This is a genomic window from Sphingobacterium sp. G1-14, from assembly GCF_002196555.1.
GTDB classification, from domain to species: Bacteria; Bacteroidota; Bacteroidia; order Sphingobacteriales; family Sphingobacteriaceae; genus Sphingobacterium; species Sphingobacterium siyangense.
Map to the genome: position 1 here is coordinate 4650782 of NZ_CP021381.1, position 15031 is coordinate 4665812.

At 37.5% G+C, this 15031-nt stretch carries 18 protein-coding genes; 7 read left to right on the top strand and 11 right to left on the bottom strand.

What is annotated here, in order from left to right:
* Positions 1 to 257 precede the first annotated feature (257 nt).
* Together CBM24_RS20080 and CBM24_RS27605 are read left to right on the top strand one after the other, a co-directional pair.
* Positions 258 to 1736 (top strand): TlpA family protein disulfide reductase, encoded by a 1479-nt coding sequence (locus CBM24_RS20080; RefSeq protein WP_088162462.1) that lies wholly within the window; start codon positions 258 to 260, stop codon positions 1734 to 1736.
* Positions 1737 to 2103: 367 nt separating this feature from the next.
* The gene (locus tag CBM24_RS27605; protein WP_198385968.1) at positions 2104 to 2319 is read left to right on the top strand and encodes a hypothetical protein; all 216 of its coding nucleotides are present in this window, start codon (positions 2104 to 2106) and stop codon (positions 2317 to 2319) included.
* 276 nt (positions 2320 to 2595) lie between these two features.
* Here the strand turns inward: CBM24_RS27605 and CBM24_RS20090 are convergent, their stop codons facing one another.
* A complete protein-coding gene (locus CBM24_RS20090) occupies positions 2596 to 2967 on the bottom strand; it encodes a response regulator (RefSeq protein ID WP_075993718.1) in 372 nt (123 codons plus the stop codon).
* Positions 2968 to 3424: 457 nt separating this feature from the next.
* Between CBM24_RS20090 and CBM24_RS20095 the strand changes: the two genes are divergently transcribed.
* Positions 3425 to 4600 carry a GAF domain-containing sensor histidine kinase gene (locus CBM24_RS20095; RefSeq protein WP_088162463.1) on the top strand — a complete coding sequence of 392 codons (1176 nt, stop codon included), beginning with the start codon at positions 3425 to 3427 and terminating at the stop codon, positions 4598 to 4600.
* A gap of 198 nt (positions 4601 to 4798) precedes the next feature.
* Here CBM24_RS20095 and CBM24_RS27950 read toward each other — a convergent pair whose 3' ends face one another.
* The 3 genes from CBM24_RS27950 to CBM24_RS20105 form a co-directional block, all read right to left on the bottom strand.
* A complete protein-coding gene (locus CBM24_RS27950; protein ID WP_257787001.1) occupies positions 4799 to 4921 on the bottom strand; it encodes a hypothetical protein in 123 nt (40 codons plus the stop codon).
* Positions 4922 to 5202: 281 nt separating this feature from the next.
* A complete protein-coding gene (locus CBM24_RS20100; protein ID WP_157698547.1) occupies positions 5203 to 7425 on the bottom strand; it encodes a glycosyltransferase in 2223 nt (740 codons plus the stop codon).
* 307 nt (positions 7426 to 7732) lie between these two features.
* On the bottom strand, positions 7733 to 8041 hold the full coding sequence (locus CBM24_RS20105) for a hypothetical protein (RefSeq protein ID WP_088162465.1): 309 nt from the start codon (positions 8039 to 8041) through the stop codon (positions 7733 to 7735).
* 109 nt (positions 8042 to 8150) lie between these two features.
* On the opposite strand from CBM24_RS20105, the gene CBM24_RS20110 reads away from it, so the two are divergent.
* Complete coding sequence (locus CBM24_RS20110; protein WP_157698548.1) at positions 8151 to 8747, top strand: hypothetical protein; 597 nt, start codon at positions 8151 to 8153, stop codon at positions 8745 to 8747.
* Position 8748: 1 nt separating this feature from the next.
* Here CBM24_RS20110 and CBM24_RS27410 read toward each other — a convergent pair whose 3' ends face one another.
* Together CBM24_RS27410 and CBM24_RS20115 are read right to left on the bottom strand one after the other, a co-directional pair.
* Positions 8749 to 8901 carry a hypothetical protein gene (locus tag CBM24_RS27410; RefSeq protein ID WP_157698549.1) on the bottom strand — a complete coding sequence of 51 codons (153 nt, stop codon included), beginning with the start codon at positions 8899 to 8901 and terminating at the stop codon, positions 8749 to 8751.
* Positions 8902 to 8906: 5 nt separating this feature from the next.
* Positions 8907 to 9890, bottom strand: coding sequence for a hypothetical protein (locus CBM24_RS20115; protein ID WP_088162467.1), 984 nt, complete (start codon positions 9888 to 9890; stop codon positions 8907 to 8909).
* Between the two features lie 280 nt (positions 9891 to 10170).
* Between CBM24_RS20115 and CBM24_RS20120 the strand changes: the two genes are divergently transcribed.
* From CBM24_RS20120 to CBM24_RS20130, 3 genes are all read left to right on the top strand, one after another.
* Entirely contained in the window at positions 10171 to 10578 is a 408-nt protein-coding gene (locus CBM24_RS20120) for a DUF5367 domain-containing protein (RefSeq protein WP_075993724.1), read from the top strand.
* A gap of 178 nt (positions 10579 to 10756) precedes the next feature.
* Complete coding sequence (locus CBM24_RS20125; RefSeq protein WP_157698550.1) at positions 10757 to 11281, top strand: Crp/Fnr family transcriptional regulator; 525 nt, start codon at positions 10757 to 10759, stop codon at positions 11279 to 11281.
* Positions 11282 to 11357: 76 nt separating this feature from the next.
* Positions 11358 to 11690, top strand: a complete 333-nt coding sequence (locus CBM24_RS20130; RefSeq protein ID WP_157698551.1) for a hypothetical protein — start codon at positions 11358 to 11360, stop codon at positions 11688 to 11690.
* A 140-nt stretch (positions 11691 to 11830) separates the two neighbouring features.
* Here the strand turns inward: CBM24_RS20130 and CBM24_RS27610 are convergent, their stop codons facing one another.
* The 5 genes from CBM24_RS27610 to CBM24_RS20150 form a co-directional block, all read right to left on the bottom strand.
* On the bottom strand, positions 11831 to 12235 hold the full coding sequence (locus tag CBM24_RS27610; RefSeq protein ID WP_198385969.1) for a hypothetical protein: 405 nt from the start codon (positions 12233 to 12235) through the stop codon (positions 11831 to 11833).
* 183 nt (positions 12236 to 12418) lie between these two features.
* Positions 12419 to 12985: an acyltransferase gene (locus tag CBM24_RS27615; RefSeq protein WP_198385970.1), complete on the bottom strand. Its 567-nt coding sequence runs from the start codon at positions 12983 to 12985 to the stop codon at positions 12419 to 12421.
* A gap of 76 nt (positions 12986 to 13061) precedes the next feature.
* The gene (locus CBM24_RS20140) at positions 13062 to 13625 is read right to left on the bottom strand and encodes a Crp/Fnr family transcriptional regulator (protein WP_088162470.1); all 564 of its coding nucleotides are present in this window, start codon (positions 13623 to 13625) and stop codon (positions 13062 to 13064) included.
* Positions 13626 to 13865: 240 nt separating this feature from the next.
* Positions 13866 to 14567: a lycopene cyclase domain-containing protein gene (locus CBM24_RS20145; RefSeq protein WP_088162471.1), complete on the bottom strand. Its 702-nt coding sequence runs from the start codon at positions 14565 to 14567 to the stop codon at positions 13866 to 13868.
* On the bottom strand, positions 14564 to 15022 hold the full coding sequence (locus tag CBM24_RS20150; RefSeq protein WP_075993729.1) for a sterol desaturase family protein: 459 nt from the start codon (positions 15020 to 15022) through the stop codon (positions 14564 to 14566). Before CBM24_RS20150 ends, CBM24_RS20145 begins: the two co-directional genes overlap by 4 nt.
* Positions 15023 to 15031 lie beyond the last annotated feature (9 nt).

Below are 15031 nucleotides of genomic sequence, written 5' to 3' on the forward strand. Positions count from 1 at the left end.
TTGAACTGAAATAGCATATGAAAAACATTGTATTAAAGTTAACTGATCAGGATATTAAATTTAAAGCACTATTCGGGACACTATGGGGATATTCAATGAAAATTACAGTACTATTCAATCCTATCTTTCTAGTTTTCCAAAACTATCAGCAAATTGCTGAGCCAGCGTTAATATATTTTCATTTTTTTCGGGACATTCCAGCACCTAATCCATTTAAAATACTATAGCAGAATGTAAACTTAATTTTAACACAAAACATGCAATTGAAATCAATAAAATTCGTGCTTCCTATTTTGCTTTTGGGAAGCCAGACCGTCTTTGGACAACTCGCTGCCACGAAGGGAATCACTCGGGAAGAACTGTTTAAGCATCTGAATGGCTTATTTCAGCAAAATACCGACGCGGCAAAAAACAATATTTTGAAGGAAGCCTTATTTCTTTCAAAATCCAAAAAAGAGGAAGATCAGTTGCTTTCCGCCCAGCTCTATGAAGGTTTAGAGCAGACGGATATGGCCGAAACCATAAAAAAAGGTATAAACAAAAAATTTCCCAAAGGAATCACCGTCCGCAATACGGCCTTTGGGGCATTATTTCAAAATACCGACCTCACAGCCCAGCAGGCAGAAGATCAGTATAAGCAACTGTTGCAACAATATCCAGAAGGGAATTACGAGGAAAAGAGCAATGGCGTGTACGGCTATGCCACGGGTGCTATTGCCCTGCAATATGCCCGAGAAAAAAATCTGGCTAAAGTAACCCAATATATGAATGCATTAAAACCTCGAAAAAACTATGTGGAATCCAATTTTATGGTTGAGAGAGAACTAAATAAGCAGGGTGAATTTGTCTTTGTCCAAGCGATGCTCGAACCTGTTTACACAGACCTTACAGTGCGTAAGAATTCGGCTGAAAGCACTAGCAATAAGGACGGGTTGCCATACTACGGCGGGATTACATTACAGTATGCCGAATCACTTATGGGGGCTAATGCCTTAGATAAAGCCTTAGATGTGCTCGCCCTGCAACAACAGCAGCTTCCTTCGGAGTTTACAACTATATTATATGCAAAAGCGCTGAACATCAAAGGAAGGCATTTGGATGCCTTTAGCCTATTAGAAAATGAAGTTGTCCAAAACGGAAAAACAACACGGCTCATGAACGCACTATTACCTTTGTACAGTCAGCTAAACGGCAATCTTTCGGATACAACCCAATATATCGGCCAGCTCGATGGTCGGATCAAATCAGCGCTGATTACGAAGCTCAAATCCGAAATGATCAAAAATGAGGCGCCACAGTTTTCTTTGATGGACAATAATGGCAAGGAAGTCTCTTTGGCTAGCCTAAAAGGCAAAGTCGTCGTGCTGGATTTCTGGGCGACCTGGTGCGGTCCCTGTAAAATATCCTTCCCCGGCATGCAGGCTGCTGTTAACAAATACGCGAATGATGATGAAGTTACATTTCTATTTGTCAATACCTGGCAGAAAGAAATCAATTACAAGGACTTGGTTGCACAATTTATCGCCGAAAATAAATACAGTTTCCACGTATTGTTTGATGAAATGAAAGACCAGAAAAAATCAGTTGTTTCGGCTTATGGTGTAAAAGGCATACCAAACAAAGTGGTGATTGACAAAGAAGGATTTATCCGCTTTCAGTCAGCGGGCAGTGACGCAGACATCGAAAAAATCGTCAATGAGATCTCAGTTAAGATTGACCTGGCTAAAAAAGGGTAATAGAGATGATTTTCCTACGATTTAACGATAGTACTTATAATACACAGCAAGAATATGCTAGCCATTTTAGCTTAGGCTTATTCATCAAGCTTTTACCATGAGTTAATTACATCATTCGGACGCATTTTTGTCCTTTAAAGCAATGCTTCCTTGATTAAATCGTCTCTTCTATTTCATTTATATAATTATTATTTCACTGTAGTACAACCTTCAAAGGCCTCCTTCTGGGAGGCTTTTGCTTTTTTGGATTATGCTTTTGATAGCATTATACAATAATTTTCATAACCTCTACCAGTCGCCGGACAGCTATCTTTAAAAGTCTTCTGACATAAAGAGAATATCAATTGATTACTAAAATTAAATGCAGATGAAAACAGAGCACATGAAAAAGGAGTACGAAGCTCCTTCATTACGCTGTACCGTCATTGAAATGGAATCAGGCATCGCTGCTGGATCAGGTGGCGGTGGTGGCGGTGGTGGCGGTGGTGGCGGTGGCGGTGGTGGCGGTGGTGGCGGTGGCGGTGGTGGCGGCCGATCCGATAATTCGGACACCAGCACCGGTGGCGAAACCATCTACCTTTAAGAACCGCAGAGAAGCAGCTTAATAGCTGCTTTTTCATTTTATTGCCTTCCTCTTTAGCGATCCGGTTCGTAAAAATATTCTTTTTTTTGTGCGTATGCGACGTTATTGATACAAATTATTAAGAGGAAAAATGTATTACCTTTTTTAGTTAAAAAATTCGGCTATCACTGTTTTAAAAAAACATTGAACCAAGTGAATTGACAATGATATTCTTCAAAAATATTGGAAATTTCAAAAAACATGTTTCTTCCTTATGGTCGTGCGTAGTATTTGATATTAAGATTCACTTTCATAAACAAATCTCCGTATATAGTTTTCCAAGTCGATAAGATCAAAAGGTTTAGCTAAAAATCCGTCGGCTCCACATTCCACTGAAATACTCCGTCCATCGATATGACCTGAAATCATAATTACGGGCAGCTTATCATGTTTAGATGAACTCCTGAGGTCTCGCAGTACTTGGTCTCCGTTACGTGCAGACATATGAATATCCAAAAAAAGTATATCAGCATCTATACTGTCCAACACGTCTATCAGAACTAAGCTATTCGCTACCGTTATAACTATCGTATCTTGATCCTCCAATACAATAGAAAATGCATTCAGTATTTCTATATCATCATCACACACCACAATTTTCTTTTTCATCTTGAGTTTTTTTAAATTCTATCGATCAGAGATACATTTTTCAGAATTTTCACTTGCGTTACTTTTATGTGTTGCCATGGTTAGAAAGTTTATTGCCCTAGAGCTTTTAAATTAGAACATCCATCGAACAGTATTAGTTCTATTAGCAGAGCTATCACCTCTATTTCACGTGTATATTCCAACGAAGACGTATAAAAACGTCTTTTTGTATTGAAAATCAAGGTCTTTTTAACCGGAATAATAAGTATTTCCAATTGGGATCCACCCCTCTCTGATACAATTAGATTCTAAAAAACGATTAAATTTTGCTTATATTTAGACATAAAGTCCGCTAACACAAGATTCGAACAGAAAATCAAACATCTTATTCTCCAATTTGTAATTATATAGTCATTCCTTACAAAGTGATATATTTTAGTCATTGATATTGACTTCGATTTTACCAATAGCAACAGATATGAAAGAAAATAAGGATGCCATCTCCCATTTGCTCATGCGGATCGAAGATATTCCTGTAGTAAAGAATATATTGAACACCATATGTCTATATACAGGAATGGATCTAGGGCTGGTGACCTCTCACAATGGCCATCAATGGATAGCCTGTGCTGTACGGGATTCGCTCGGAGTCGGAGTAACAGCGGGGCAGCAGCTCGAATTACATTACACCTTAGGAGATGAGGCACATGATAAACATGCTCCTATTATTATCCCCGATATCGACCACTGTGAAAATGAAGATTGGAAAAGAAAATTGTATGCAAAAGGTTTTAAAAGTTATATCGCATTCCCGATCGTTGACAATGATGGATTGTTCTTTGGAACCCTCTGCACGATAGATTATAAAGCCGTGTCAATTGATAGAGAACGAATAGCACCACTATTTGAACTTCTAGCTGAACTGATCAGTTTTCATTTGGGTTCGATCGCCAAAATAAAAAATACCCAAGCCCTGTTAGGTGAAGAATTACAATACTCTGAACGCAGGGATACGCTATTATCCGTGCTGGGGCATGACCTAAAAAATCCATTGAGTGCTGTGATTACCTTATCGCAATATCTCGCCGACAAACTCGAGAATGCAAAACATAAACAAACGGCCAAGCTTATTTATGATTCGTCCTATAGAATGAAAGGTCTAATAGATAACATGCTTGATTTTGCCCGGAGTAAACTCGGCACGGGAATACATCTGAACAAAAATCTGGTCGAATTAGATAAAGCGATCCTTCAGGCCCTTCGTGAGATCCAAACAAGTGCACCCCACAGAAAAGTACAGACAAATCTCGGAGCAAAACATCCAGTAACATGCGATCATGAGCGTATGGCACAGGTGTTTTCAAATCTCATAGGAAATTCATTCCGACATGGTTTGGCAGAAAATACAATCGTTATAAAGTCGTCTATTGAAAGTGATAGATTTATCTTCCAGATAGAAAATGATGGCCATCAGATAGCAGCGCCTATATTCAATAACCTATTTAAGCCCTTCGTTGGAAGAAAAAACCAGAAAGAAGGTGGACTGGGATTGGGCCTTTATATTTCCAAACAGATAATCACGGCTCACAGCGGTGATATCCATGTCAAATGCTTTGATGAAAAGGTGGTTTTTACCCTTTGGATACCAATATGATAGATGCTTTGATCATTTTTTTATAGGATTTATGCTCGACAATTATGCATCATAAAGATATAATATACGATACTCAAATTCAGTTTTGTTAAAGAAAAAAGCGAGCAAAAGCCTGGTCTAATAATCCAGCCTTTGTACCCGCTCCAAATTAATCTGCCTTTGTGCAAGTGCAAACAAATAAGCTATCTTTTCAATTGCCTATTTCTTTTTTTTACGGAAAACATTCTCCGTTAAGTCTTTCGAAACAGAATCTTTTTCTTTTTGATAAGAAGATTGCGTTTTCTCTTTTGTGCTTTTTTCCTTTTTAATGTCTTTACTCATGATGTATGGATTTTATAGTGCGTATTATCCTTTTCCCTTTTCAATGTTTATACTTGATCGGGAAGAATAAAAGTAAACTAAAACGTGTTCTCTCTTTGAGGTACGCTAGCAGCTAGTTGTTGAACTAAAAATTTCCGGAAAATATATTGTGGAGAATTTAAAGATAAAACAAGTATATTTATCATATTGGACCTACGAAATGGGGTTATATGAAATAGTAGATCATAGTATTAAATATACAAATAATAATTGACAATGAAGCAACTACTGTTCAAAAGAAACTAACTCATAGGTTCGTGCGTATGATCCTCCATTTTAAGTCTTGCCATTAGATAGCTTATGGTGGATTCTGCACCTTGATTGATATTGATAGCATGCTCTTCCAGTCCATCAAAACAGCCTCCGGTAACAGGATTATAAACAATCTGTCTAATATGATTCCGTCCCAAAAACCAGTCGAATACTATTCGGATGGTCTTCTTATATTGCTCATCTTTTGTAAACTTATAGAATCTATCTAGTGCAATAATAGTATAAGCAACATCAATGGGCTGCTCTCCGCCCCTGCCCTCGGTTCTCAGCTGGCCACGATGTGCCCAGCCTTTGTTGGAAATCACATGAATCTCTTCGTCGACAATAATCCTGCTCAATAAGAAATCAAAGGATTGATAGGCGATATCTCTATATCTGTTGTCCCTAGTTGTCTCATAGGCGATCAACATGGCTTCTGGAATAACACTATTGCCATAAGTCATATAAGATTCATACCATTGCCAATCTGAAGAGCTCTCATGTTCAAACATAGCTGCTAGACGATCTGCTAGGACTTCTATGATAGCCTTATAATTTTTGCCCTTCATAAAACTTAGGCCCTTAATGGTAAAGGCCATCGATCTTGTCGAATAGTAAACTAATGCATGCTTGGATGCCCGCTCCAAAAGCTCTATTGCAAGTTTTACTATCCTTTCAGGCAAAAGATTAGCCATGCCCACCACTTCACCCAAAGCCCAGACAGCTCGGCCGTTGGCATCTTCAAGATTCTCCTGTTTATTTTGTATTGTAAAATTGCCGTTCCTGTCTACATAATTCAGAAATGTACCATCTGCTTGCATACAATAACCTATAAAATCCAGGTATTTCTGAATCAGAGCAATGGTTTCATATGATTCATATATTTTATAGTGATGTAACATCGCTATAAGTGCTCTTGCATTGTCATCCAACGCATAACCGCTTGCAAGGTCGGGCATAGAGATATCCGCAAATTGAACAAATCCGCGTTCTTCAGACATCCGAAAAATATGATCCAGGTTGACGGGGGGAACTGAGTATATCATTTCCCTCTTTTTATCTATAAGTAACTCAAAAAGATAAACATGAGCTATAGCAACGTTCTGCCAGGAGGTTTTAACCATCTTTTGAAGATTCACACGATGAATCTTGCCTAATTTAAGTTCATCATCCAAAATTTGATTGACTGCAGCCGCAAGCTGGTCAGAAGCTTCAAAATCAATTATGGTCCCCATATCTTCCTTTAAAACCTCTTTTACGTGAGGGATTGGCGTCGACACAATGGGACAGCCAGAGCTAAGCGCATAAGAAAATGTTCCACTAACCGCCTGCAAAGGGTCTTTTGACGTAAAAAGATACACATCGGTGATCGACAGATAGGACAATAAATTTTCTGTTGAGAGAAATTCATTAACAAAACGGACATGATCTGAAATGTTATATCGGTCTATTATTGTCTCAAGTTTGTTTCTATACGTCTCTCCTTCATATCGTAAAAGATTGGGGTGTGTCATCCCTAAAATAAGGAACATTACATTTGGATTTTGTTCGATAATAGCGGGGAGCGCATAAAGTGTAGTCTCTATACTCTTACTGGGTCCAAGTAAACCAAATGTACTGAGGATTTTCTTGTCCACGAGGCTGTATCGCTCAAGAATGGCGTGTTTATCCGTCGCTGGAGCTAAATGCGTACCGTGCGCAATTACGGTTATTTTACTGGTAGGAATTTTGTAAGTACTAGTAAGGATATCGGCGGATCCCTGTGTCATCACGATGATTTGCGAACAATTATAAGCAATGGCATATACATGTTCGAGCAGCATGCGGTCTGGTGCTGGCAACACCGTATGGAAAGTCACGACAATAGCAAGCTGTGCTGAATTAAGATCCTTGAGAAAAGTTATGAACTCAGTTTCTTGACCAACGAAAAGGCCAAACTCATGTTCGATACAGATCAATTTAATATCCTGATCAAACAAAATGTTTTCAAGAATAGTGTCGAAAGAGAGCGGGTTTGTTATATCTAATTTCCCTAGTGGACCATCTTCCTGAGACGTATTGTCATCTACTATCGGTATAGGAATTAGTCGATAAGACTCTTCAAATTTACTCGCGATAGCCTTCATTAGATCTGTTGTATAAGTTGCAATACCGCAGGCGCGTGGAGGATAAGTGGATAGGAACGCTATTCCTCTTTTTTTTGCTGAAATCATTGTTGGATTTTTAAGTGAAGTCCTTGCATACGATCTTCTTGTATCTTTGACAAGGTGCTGCACGTAGGGAGGTTTATAAATATACAAAAATAAATTGAAAGAAAATTTTTATTATAAGGGTAACAAGAGTAATATATATCCGATAATTTAACGCTGCCAAAATTTAATAAGCAGGAAACAGCCCGTTGAAGCTATTCAACTAATTATTTTTTTAATAAATCGGCAGCCCTTACGATCGATGATAAGTTGGTTATAACATCCAACAACGAAGACATCTTATTTACAGGTTATTGAACTTCGAAGTCTATCATTCACCTGATGCTTTTAAGGCTTTTATCTTTTCTACCAGCAACTTTAGTACTGGTTTCCTCGCGATTAAATTAAAACTCCAGATATCATCCGTGATGAAAACGTAATGTCCATCAAAACTGTAGATATAATCGCCCCCTTCCAGTCCAATTAACCAGGCTTCTTTCTTAAGGTCAGGGTAAGTTCTCAAAACCTTCCAGCAATATTCTTTAATTTCCGCCTCGTCCTGAAAATCATCGAGCAAGCGTAAAATACTGCGCTTTTCGCTCAGCCCATATAGGGATAACATTTCATCGATCTCATTCATAAAAGTATGTAACCCAAGAGCAATTTACATGCAATTCACTAATTACCAACAAAATATCCATATATTTATTATAAAAGGTTATGGTTTTTTACTAGAAATTCAACTTACGATGAAGAGCTATCAATTTCGTTTTAATAACCGCAGCAAAACCTCAGCCATTCTTGTTTGGTTTTTTACGGTTTTATTGGCTATTACACTAACAACTACCCTTTTTCTTGTACGCCCTGCACATGATCTCTCGAGCTGGTTGTTACTGATATTATTTCCGTTCCTCTTAATAGCTATTTATAAACTATTTAAAACGACTTCCGAACGACAATCGACAGAAATAGTAACGCTGAATAAGGACGGATTTACAAGTGCCTGTTTTGGTTCGGTTTTATTTTCCGACATAAGTGCAATCAACATTCCTGCCCGTGAAATATCATTGTTGGGAGGGGAAAACTATGATTACTACAAAAAAAAAGACGTAGATACCCCTAACATCGTGATTTCGATTACGACCGACAGGGGCGATATATTTTGTTGGAGCTTAAATGAGTGGGGTGGCTTTTATAACTCAAAAGAGGACTTTTCTATTTGTTTTGACTTTCTAACTGCCTTAACCGATCAACTGGTTCAATGTTGTCAATCAGATGAGTCGCCTAAAAGTTATTTAAAAATTCTCGATGAAAATGGAATATGGAAAAGAAGCAATGGTTATTGAGTTAGTAAAAACTATAAATTGCCTTTAGAATGCGATCTTCAAAATAATGAGCCTTAGCAGCATCCGACTTTCGCTGTATGGAAACCACAAAGCCTTTTTCATCATAACTCATTCCCAGTTCACTTACTTTTCGTCCGTTCCAACTATCTTCCATTAGTTTCAGGTTTCGGTTTTGGTCGTAGACATACTTTTCTGTTTTGGGATCAGGGGAAGAAGGTGCATCAGTGAGCTGTACCAAAAGTCCGTCTTTGAATTGATACAATTCAGATGGTGTTTTCTCGACAGCACAGCAATATGTAGAAACAACACTACCGGATGCCCTTTCAAATAGTAATACGTCTTTTTTTGATAACACGTATCTGAACCGCCGCTATTTTTACTAAAATTGAAATATTCGGTACGTTCTTCTGCCTCGAATTCGTTTTCGGTATAGTAACGATATTGCATGGAAGAAAAATCATTATTCGCTGTAATTTTCTTCCAAAGGCTTTCGTCAGGTAAGGCGCCTTCTAAAATCATGTTGTCCGCTCTGGGAAATTGCTTTCCCTGCCAATCATTGTTTTGTGGCCTATTTGGCATCTGAGCATTCAATGTGAAGGTTCGGATGATATCAATTTTATTATTCTTATTGTATTGGAAGCTATTCACTTTTACGATGCCATTGGAATAATCTATCCTTGCTTTTTTATCGATGAGTCCGTTTAAATTATAAAAATATCTGGTATAAAAAGCGGTATCAGGTTTTTCGTTATTATATCGTATGCTCGTCATACTTACCACCATACCGTCAGTGTTAAAACTGTAAATATATTTCATACCAATCTTCTCTTCACTCTGCAGTAGAATGCTTTTTACTTTATTGCTTTTCATAAAAGCAGGATTGAATGAAAAAACAGTTTTTGTAAAATAATCATCGTCCTCCAAAGGTGTAACGTTATAGAATGGTAGCACCTGAGCCTTTCCTGCAGCTACAATACAAAAAAACAAAATAAGGATTAAGAAGTAGCTAAGATTATGTTTCGTGTACATCATAAAGAAAAATTTTTGTTCCTTTAAAATCGGGGTTTCAGAAAAATCCAATTTACCCAAAAAACTTAGATAAATGGCATCAAATTTCCCGATGTCATCATTCGTAGAATTCATAATTGATATATACAATATGAGCTATTTATTGTAGCTTTATCTCCAGCTAGTTAATCTTAATCAAGTCTGCAAAGAATATTTGTCAGCCAATATCAACTTTAGCTAACTTGATAAACTAATGGAAGGGATATTCATTACATTCGCTGATCAAAATTCCTCATTGCACAAGTCCAGAGATTTACAAAAATTTCTATCATGTTATTACTCAACATAGAATTTTCTTCTAGATGAATCTCGAAAGTAGCGTTTGTCGTATAGTACCTTTGTCAAAATTTTAAAAATGAAAAAAACGTTTATTTTACCAGTTCTTGCTATCGGATTTTTAATTTGGTTTTTGGCAACGTTGGCTTTCCGATTTGCGGGACAATTCTTTTTTATTGCAGATTCAGCCGGTATACTAACCAGTTTATATCTAGCAGTAATTCCTACATTGATTTTGATCTCAATCGTAACTTTCAAAAGATTTAAACTTTCAGGTTTTGAAAATATAGTGGCCGGAGTGCTATTGGTATTGCCAGGAATGATTCTCGATACATTCGCTATTCAATTTTTTGAACAGATCTTTCCCAATATGCCGTCAAGCCGAGCTGCAACATTTGGTTCTTGGCTCATGTGGGCTTATAGCGTTGTATTATTAACGTCAGTCGTTACAGGACTGCGACAAAACAGGATACTTGGCGAGGACTGAAACAATCTTGAGCTTGCATTTCACATTTTTTTTGCCAAAAGTAAAATTAATCTATCTACTTCCTGATGGACTTGGAGACTATTAGAATAAATATAGAAAGGAGCCATGGGCAGCCTGCTGTATTTTTCTATATTTGAAATAAATGGAACTCATATCTTATCTACTAAGGCACATAAAATTGAACAACGCCGAATGCGAAGCTATCGACGAAGCCTTTAATAAACAAACTTTTGCAAAAGGTACTATACTGGCGCATCCAGATAATCACCACCAAAATGTTTATTTTATTGAAAAAGGATTACTACGCGCTTTTTATAACTTAGATGGAAAAGATATCACCCATTATTTTTTCGACGAGAATAATTTCCTGGTATCTTTTGAAAGTGTTTTTTTCGACCGTCCTCATCCCTATGGTAAACAGGTATTGGAGGAAGCAAATTTGCGTATTATCCCCTATAGCAAACTAGATGAACTCTGTAATAGCATACCCGCTTTTAAAGACTTCCGGCTGCAAGTATCGTTGCAAGTGATTAGTATGTTATCCGATAAAACTCTTGCATTACAATTTCAGACTGCCGAGCAACGCTATAAAAATCTCATCGACAAATTTCCTCGCATATTGCTAAGAGCTTCCCTAGGGCACATTGCTTCCTATCTGGGCATTACCCAGCAAACACTAAGTGTGATACGCGCGAGTAGGTAACTGATTTCATTTTTTAAGATATCTTAAAAACACTGCAGTTTATTTTAATTTGCTTTGCAGTATGAAATCATTAAATATGAAAAAAATACTGTCATCCCTTACTATCATTTTCATGGCAATAATGAGTGTTGCACAATCCTCTAATGATAATTTTGCAGGTAAATGGAAAACTGAAGAGGGCTTCATTATCACCATCTCTTATAGCAACGGAAAATTTTCTGGTCTCGATCCCAAAGGCCGTCCAACACTTTATAATGTCCGTTTTGAAAAAAATGAGTGGAAAGGGACTGTGGAAAACCACGACACTGGACAAAAGGGCAATTGCGAAATGTACCTGCAGGGAAAAAAGTTAAAAATAGTGGCTCATAAAGGTATTTTTTCAAAGACTTTTTATTGGGTAAAGCAATAGACAACGCTGATTATCCTACAAACGGTGTTTAGGATGTACCAATACTGGTATTCATAGCTGGAGCTATTTTAAATGAAATAGAGACATGCATAATATCGCTCCCCAATCATTGGCATATAGCGCGATCAAGGTAGCTATCCTTACCCGAAGATCCATTTTGATGCCCGCGGGATTATTGTATAAAAAGTAGCCACAAAGCCCCAGGAAATTAGGAAAACAAGGGCTGCAGTCATAGGAATTTTTAGTGATATTGGAATTGAAAGAACATTGGCCAACCAATAGCCAAGCCCTACAACAAAATAATGTACTAAATAGATGCCAAAGCCACATTTTGTAATATTTGAAAAAATGCTTCTCATCTTTACCGACGTCAACTTTACAGTACGTACTAACAAGAAAATGGCTAAAGTCATCATGAATACTTGAGGAGAACAATATAAAAAGAACAGCTCGATCTGATCTTCACTGGCAGCCGGATTGGAAGCCATCCATTTAAAGCCGGTATATGTAATTGTAAAGCCGATTATAAATAAAGGTACACTCACTAAAAATGTCTTGGGAAAAGACCAGGTTTTTAGGTGATGAGTCAATACATACCCAAGTAATAAATACCCATTAAAACCCGCAAAATAATAAAATGTACCAAAAGTATTCCAGGCACTAAGGCCAAATAGCTATTTTGAGAAAAATGAATAGGCATAAGGCAAAACCAGTGTACATAACCAAATTCACAAAAATACCTTCTGCTGCCCAGAGGTCGACTTTTCAACCCATGCGGAAAAGAAAGGCATGTAAAGATATAAACCGATCAACATATAGATATACCACATGGGTACGGTATAAACATTGAATTTAATTGGAATTAAAGAAATTTGAACAAGTGCGCTTGCTAACGACTGTGATGAATCTTTGGCAGCATAGGCAAATACATTTGAAATGATCGTTGGCGGAAGTCCCAATAGTCCTGTTATCCAAGGGAAAAGGTTGTAAAGTACCGACCACAATAAAAACGGAACTGTAATACGCAACAGACGCTTTTTATAAAACTCACCCATACTCATTTTCACAGGTAGCAACAGTAATCCGGTAATCATCACAAAAATAGGTACACAGGCCCTTAGCGCCGCCCCGTAGATGGAGCCCCAATAGTTAAAATCTGGATTAGACCCTGCTTCGGCCGATACATTGAATGGATCTGAACAATGAATGGCGATTACCATGAATATTGCGATAAAACGCAATACATCTACCCAGGCAATTCGTTGCTGATCAACATGTGCATTAGAAATTTGCATACTCAATATAGTTGGTTAAGATGCAAAAATAAACAATCCACCCCGGAACAATTTTTAAGTAGTTAAAGAAATAGCGCTATTTTCGAAGTGCACATAACGTCACATGTGATATACCAAGAAAAGACGCTATATATCCCAAATTTACCCGCTGGGCCAATTTTGCATGGTTAACCATAAAATCTTCATATCTTTTCTCGGCCGAGAGATATAAGCGGATGACTAACCGACGTTCCATCTCAACAAAAGCTTTCTGGTGGACGTATCGCATCCAGTTAGCAATATCGATATAATCACGGGAAAGCATTTCCAGTTGATCTATTGTCATATAATATAAAAGTGAATCTTCGAGCACCTGTACTGTTTCAGTCTCATACCCTGACACAAATCCGTGAAAACTATTTGTTGAATAAAGTAAATCCCCCTCCTTGCTAAACCAGGAGGTTACCTCTTTTCCATCGCGTATGGTGTAGGCGCGGGCAATACCTTTTTCGACAAAATAAATGTTCTTATCGCTTCTATCTGGCTGTATTAGTTTTGTCTTTTTAGGAACGCTTAGCATGGTTAAATTGCTTAACAATATTTCCAAAGGCTCTTTTTTTATATCGAAATGAGCTCGTATAGCTGCGATGATGTGATCCATTAAATGTTATTCTCAATTGTTGGATGAGTGACAAAACTAATGAAATCAAATGTATAAAAGAATAAAAATTGCCTAACGAAATGATAACGCTCAAAAAAGTGGAGTAAATTATCTAAGCTTTATTTTAACAGGCAATTCGCAATGTCGTAAGAAAAAAGGCCTCTGAACTAGTATTTTCTGAAGCTATTTTTGACTAAGTTGCCATTTTTTTAGACAATACAGTGAATCTGAATTCCTTCTTTATATATTGGGTTTCTTAGGCCTGCTTTGAAATTTTTTAAAAAAGTAAAGAACCCACAAAAACTGGGTGTATCCGTACACCGCATCTTCAACCGGAATCGTAAGCACCCTGATCCCCATAAATTCCATGGGATTGTAGTTTACTATCGGAGAATCCAACCCTGTTCCGGTGAGTATACCATTGACAGGTAAAAAACCCAACATAAGCAAGGTGAAGACTACAGAGGCCTGCGTAATCCATTGTATCCGAAATGCAAAGTGAAAAAGCATTAATGTCGCGATAGTCACAGTAGCGGTAACAACTGTATATATTCTGTCGGCATATCGAAGTGCCACCACAGCACATATAATGATACTCACAAAGACTACGATATTATTAAAGGCAGATAGCGATTGTAATCTAAAAAATTTATCAATGCAGAAATAGGTGAAAATACAAGAAAAAGGGATGAAGATAAAGAATAACCATTCTTCCAATGGTAAGCCTGCTATAACCAGGCCTAGGGTGTACCTTGTGTCAAACCACCACACTCCCCTACTGGTAAACCAGACATCCCAAGCGATAAAAAAAACAGCAACAAGGGCCGCTGCCTTTAAGAATGGAACAAACTCACGATCGAATCGAAGCCGCTTGTCGAAGGATGCGACAAAACAGATTACGACCGTAAAAAATAAGATAAGCGAGTAAGTATATGGCATCATATTTTTTCATTGTTAGTATACATTTTAAAGTATTTCATCGGAACATATAAAAAACCAAAACATTCGCCCTCCTCTTTACCTAAATGTTTATGATGTTGTTTATGAGCACGCCGAAGCGCCAAAAAGTAACGGTTATTTGTTTTACTCAACCATTTGAAGCGTTGATGGATAAATATATCATGCACAAAGAAATACGCCATACCATAGAGCATAATCCCTAATCCGATGTAAAACAGATAATTGTAATCCCTTAACGAACCGAAATACATCAACGCGATGGTGGGAAGAGCAAAAATGATAAAAAAGTAATCATTCTTTTCCAAAAAGCCCGCATTGCTATGATCATGATGATCGCGATGTAATACCCAGAGAAAGCCGTGCATAATATACTTATGGATAAGCCAGGTTGCGCCCTCCATAGCAATAAAAGTGACCAATACAGTAATAAAATTCATAGCTTTATT

Excerpts from the sequence above, each read along its gene's own strand:
- CBM24_RS20130 (WP_157698551.1), top strand. The coding sequence starts at position 11,358 with ATGAAAAAAATACTGTCATCCCTTACTATCATTTTCATGGCAATAATG.
- CBM24_RS20105 (WP_088162465.1), bottom strand. The coding sequence starts at position 8,041 with ATGAATGAGATCGATGAAATGTTATCCCTATATGGGCTGAGCGAAAAG.
- CBM24_RS27950 (WP_257787001.1), bottom strand. The coding sequence starts at position 4,921 with ATGAGTAAAGACATTAAAAAGGAAAAAAGCACAAAAGAGAAAACGCAA.
- CBM24_RS20080 (WP_088162462.1), top strand. The coding sequence starts at position 258 with ATGCAATTGAAATCAATAAAATTCGTGCTTCCTATTTTGCTTTTGGGA.
- CBM24_RS20145 (WP_088162471.1), bottom strand. The coding sequence starts at position 14,567 with ATGATGCCATATACTTACTCGCTTATCTTATTTTTTACGGTCGTAATC.
- CBM24_RS20095 (WP_088162463.1), top strand. The coding sequence starts at position 3,425 with ATGAAAGAAAATAAGGATGCCATCTCCCATTTGCTCATGCGGATCGAA.
- CBM24_RS20090 (WP_075993718.1), bottom strand. The coding sequence starts at position 2,967 with ATGAAAAAGAAAATTGTGGTGTGTGATGATGATATAGAAATACTGAAT.
- CBM24_RS20100 (WP_157698547.1), bottom strand. The coding sequence starts at position 7,425 with ATGATTTCAGCAAAAAAAAGAGGAATAGCGTTCCTATCCACTTATCCT.
- CBM24_RS20115 (WP_088162467.1), bottom strand. The coding sequence starts at position 9,890 with ATGAATTCTACGAATGATGACATCGGGAAATTTGATGCCATTTATCTA.
- CBM24_RS27410 (WP_157698549.1), bottom strand. The coding sequence starts at position 8,901 with ATGGAAGATAGTTGGAACGGACGAAAAGTAAGTGAACTGGGAATGAGT.
- CBM24_RS27615 (WP_198385970.1), bottom strand. The coding sequence starts at position 12,985 with ATGCAAATTTCTAATGCACATGTTGATCAGCAACGAATTGCCTGGGTA.
- CBM24_RS27605 (WP_198385968.1), top strand. The coding sequence starts at position 2,104 with ATGAAAACAGAGCACATGAAAAAGGAGTACGAAGCTCCTTCATTACGC.
- CBM24_RS20140 (WP_088162470.1), bottom strand. The coding sequence starts at position 13,625 with ATGGATCACATCATCGCAGCTATACGAGCTCATTTCGATATAAAAAAA.
- CBM24_RS20110 (WP_157698548.1), top strand. The coding sequence starts at position 8,151 with ATGAAGAGCTATCAATTTCGTTTTAATAACCGCAGCAAAACCTCAGCC.
- CBM24_RS20150 (WP_075993729.1), bottom strand. The coding sequence starts at position 15,022 with ATGAATTTTATTACTGTATTGGTCACTTTTATTGCTATGGAGGGCGCA.
- CBM24_RS20120 (WP_075993724.1), top strand. The coding sequence starts at position 10,171 with ATGAAAAAAACGTTTATTTTACCAGTTCTTGCTATCGGATTTTTAATT.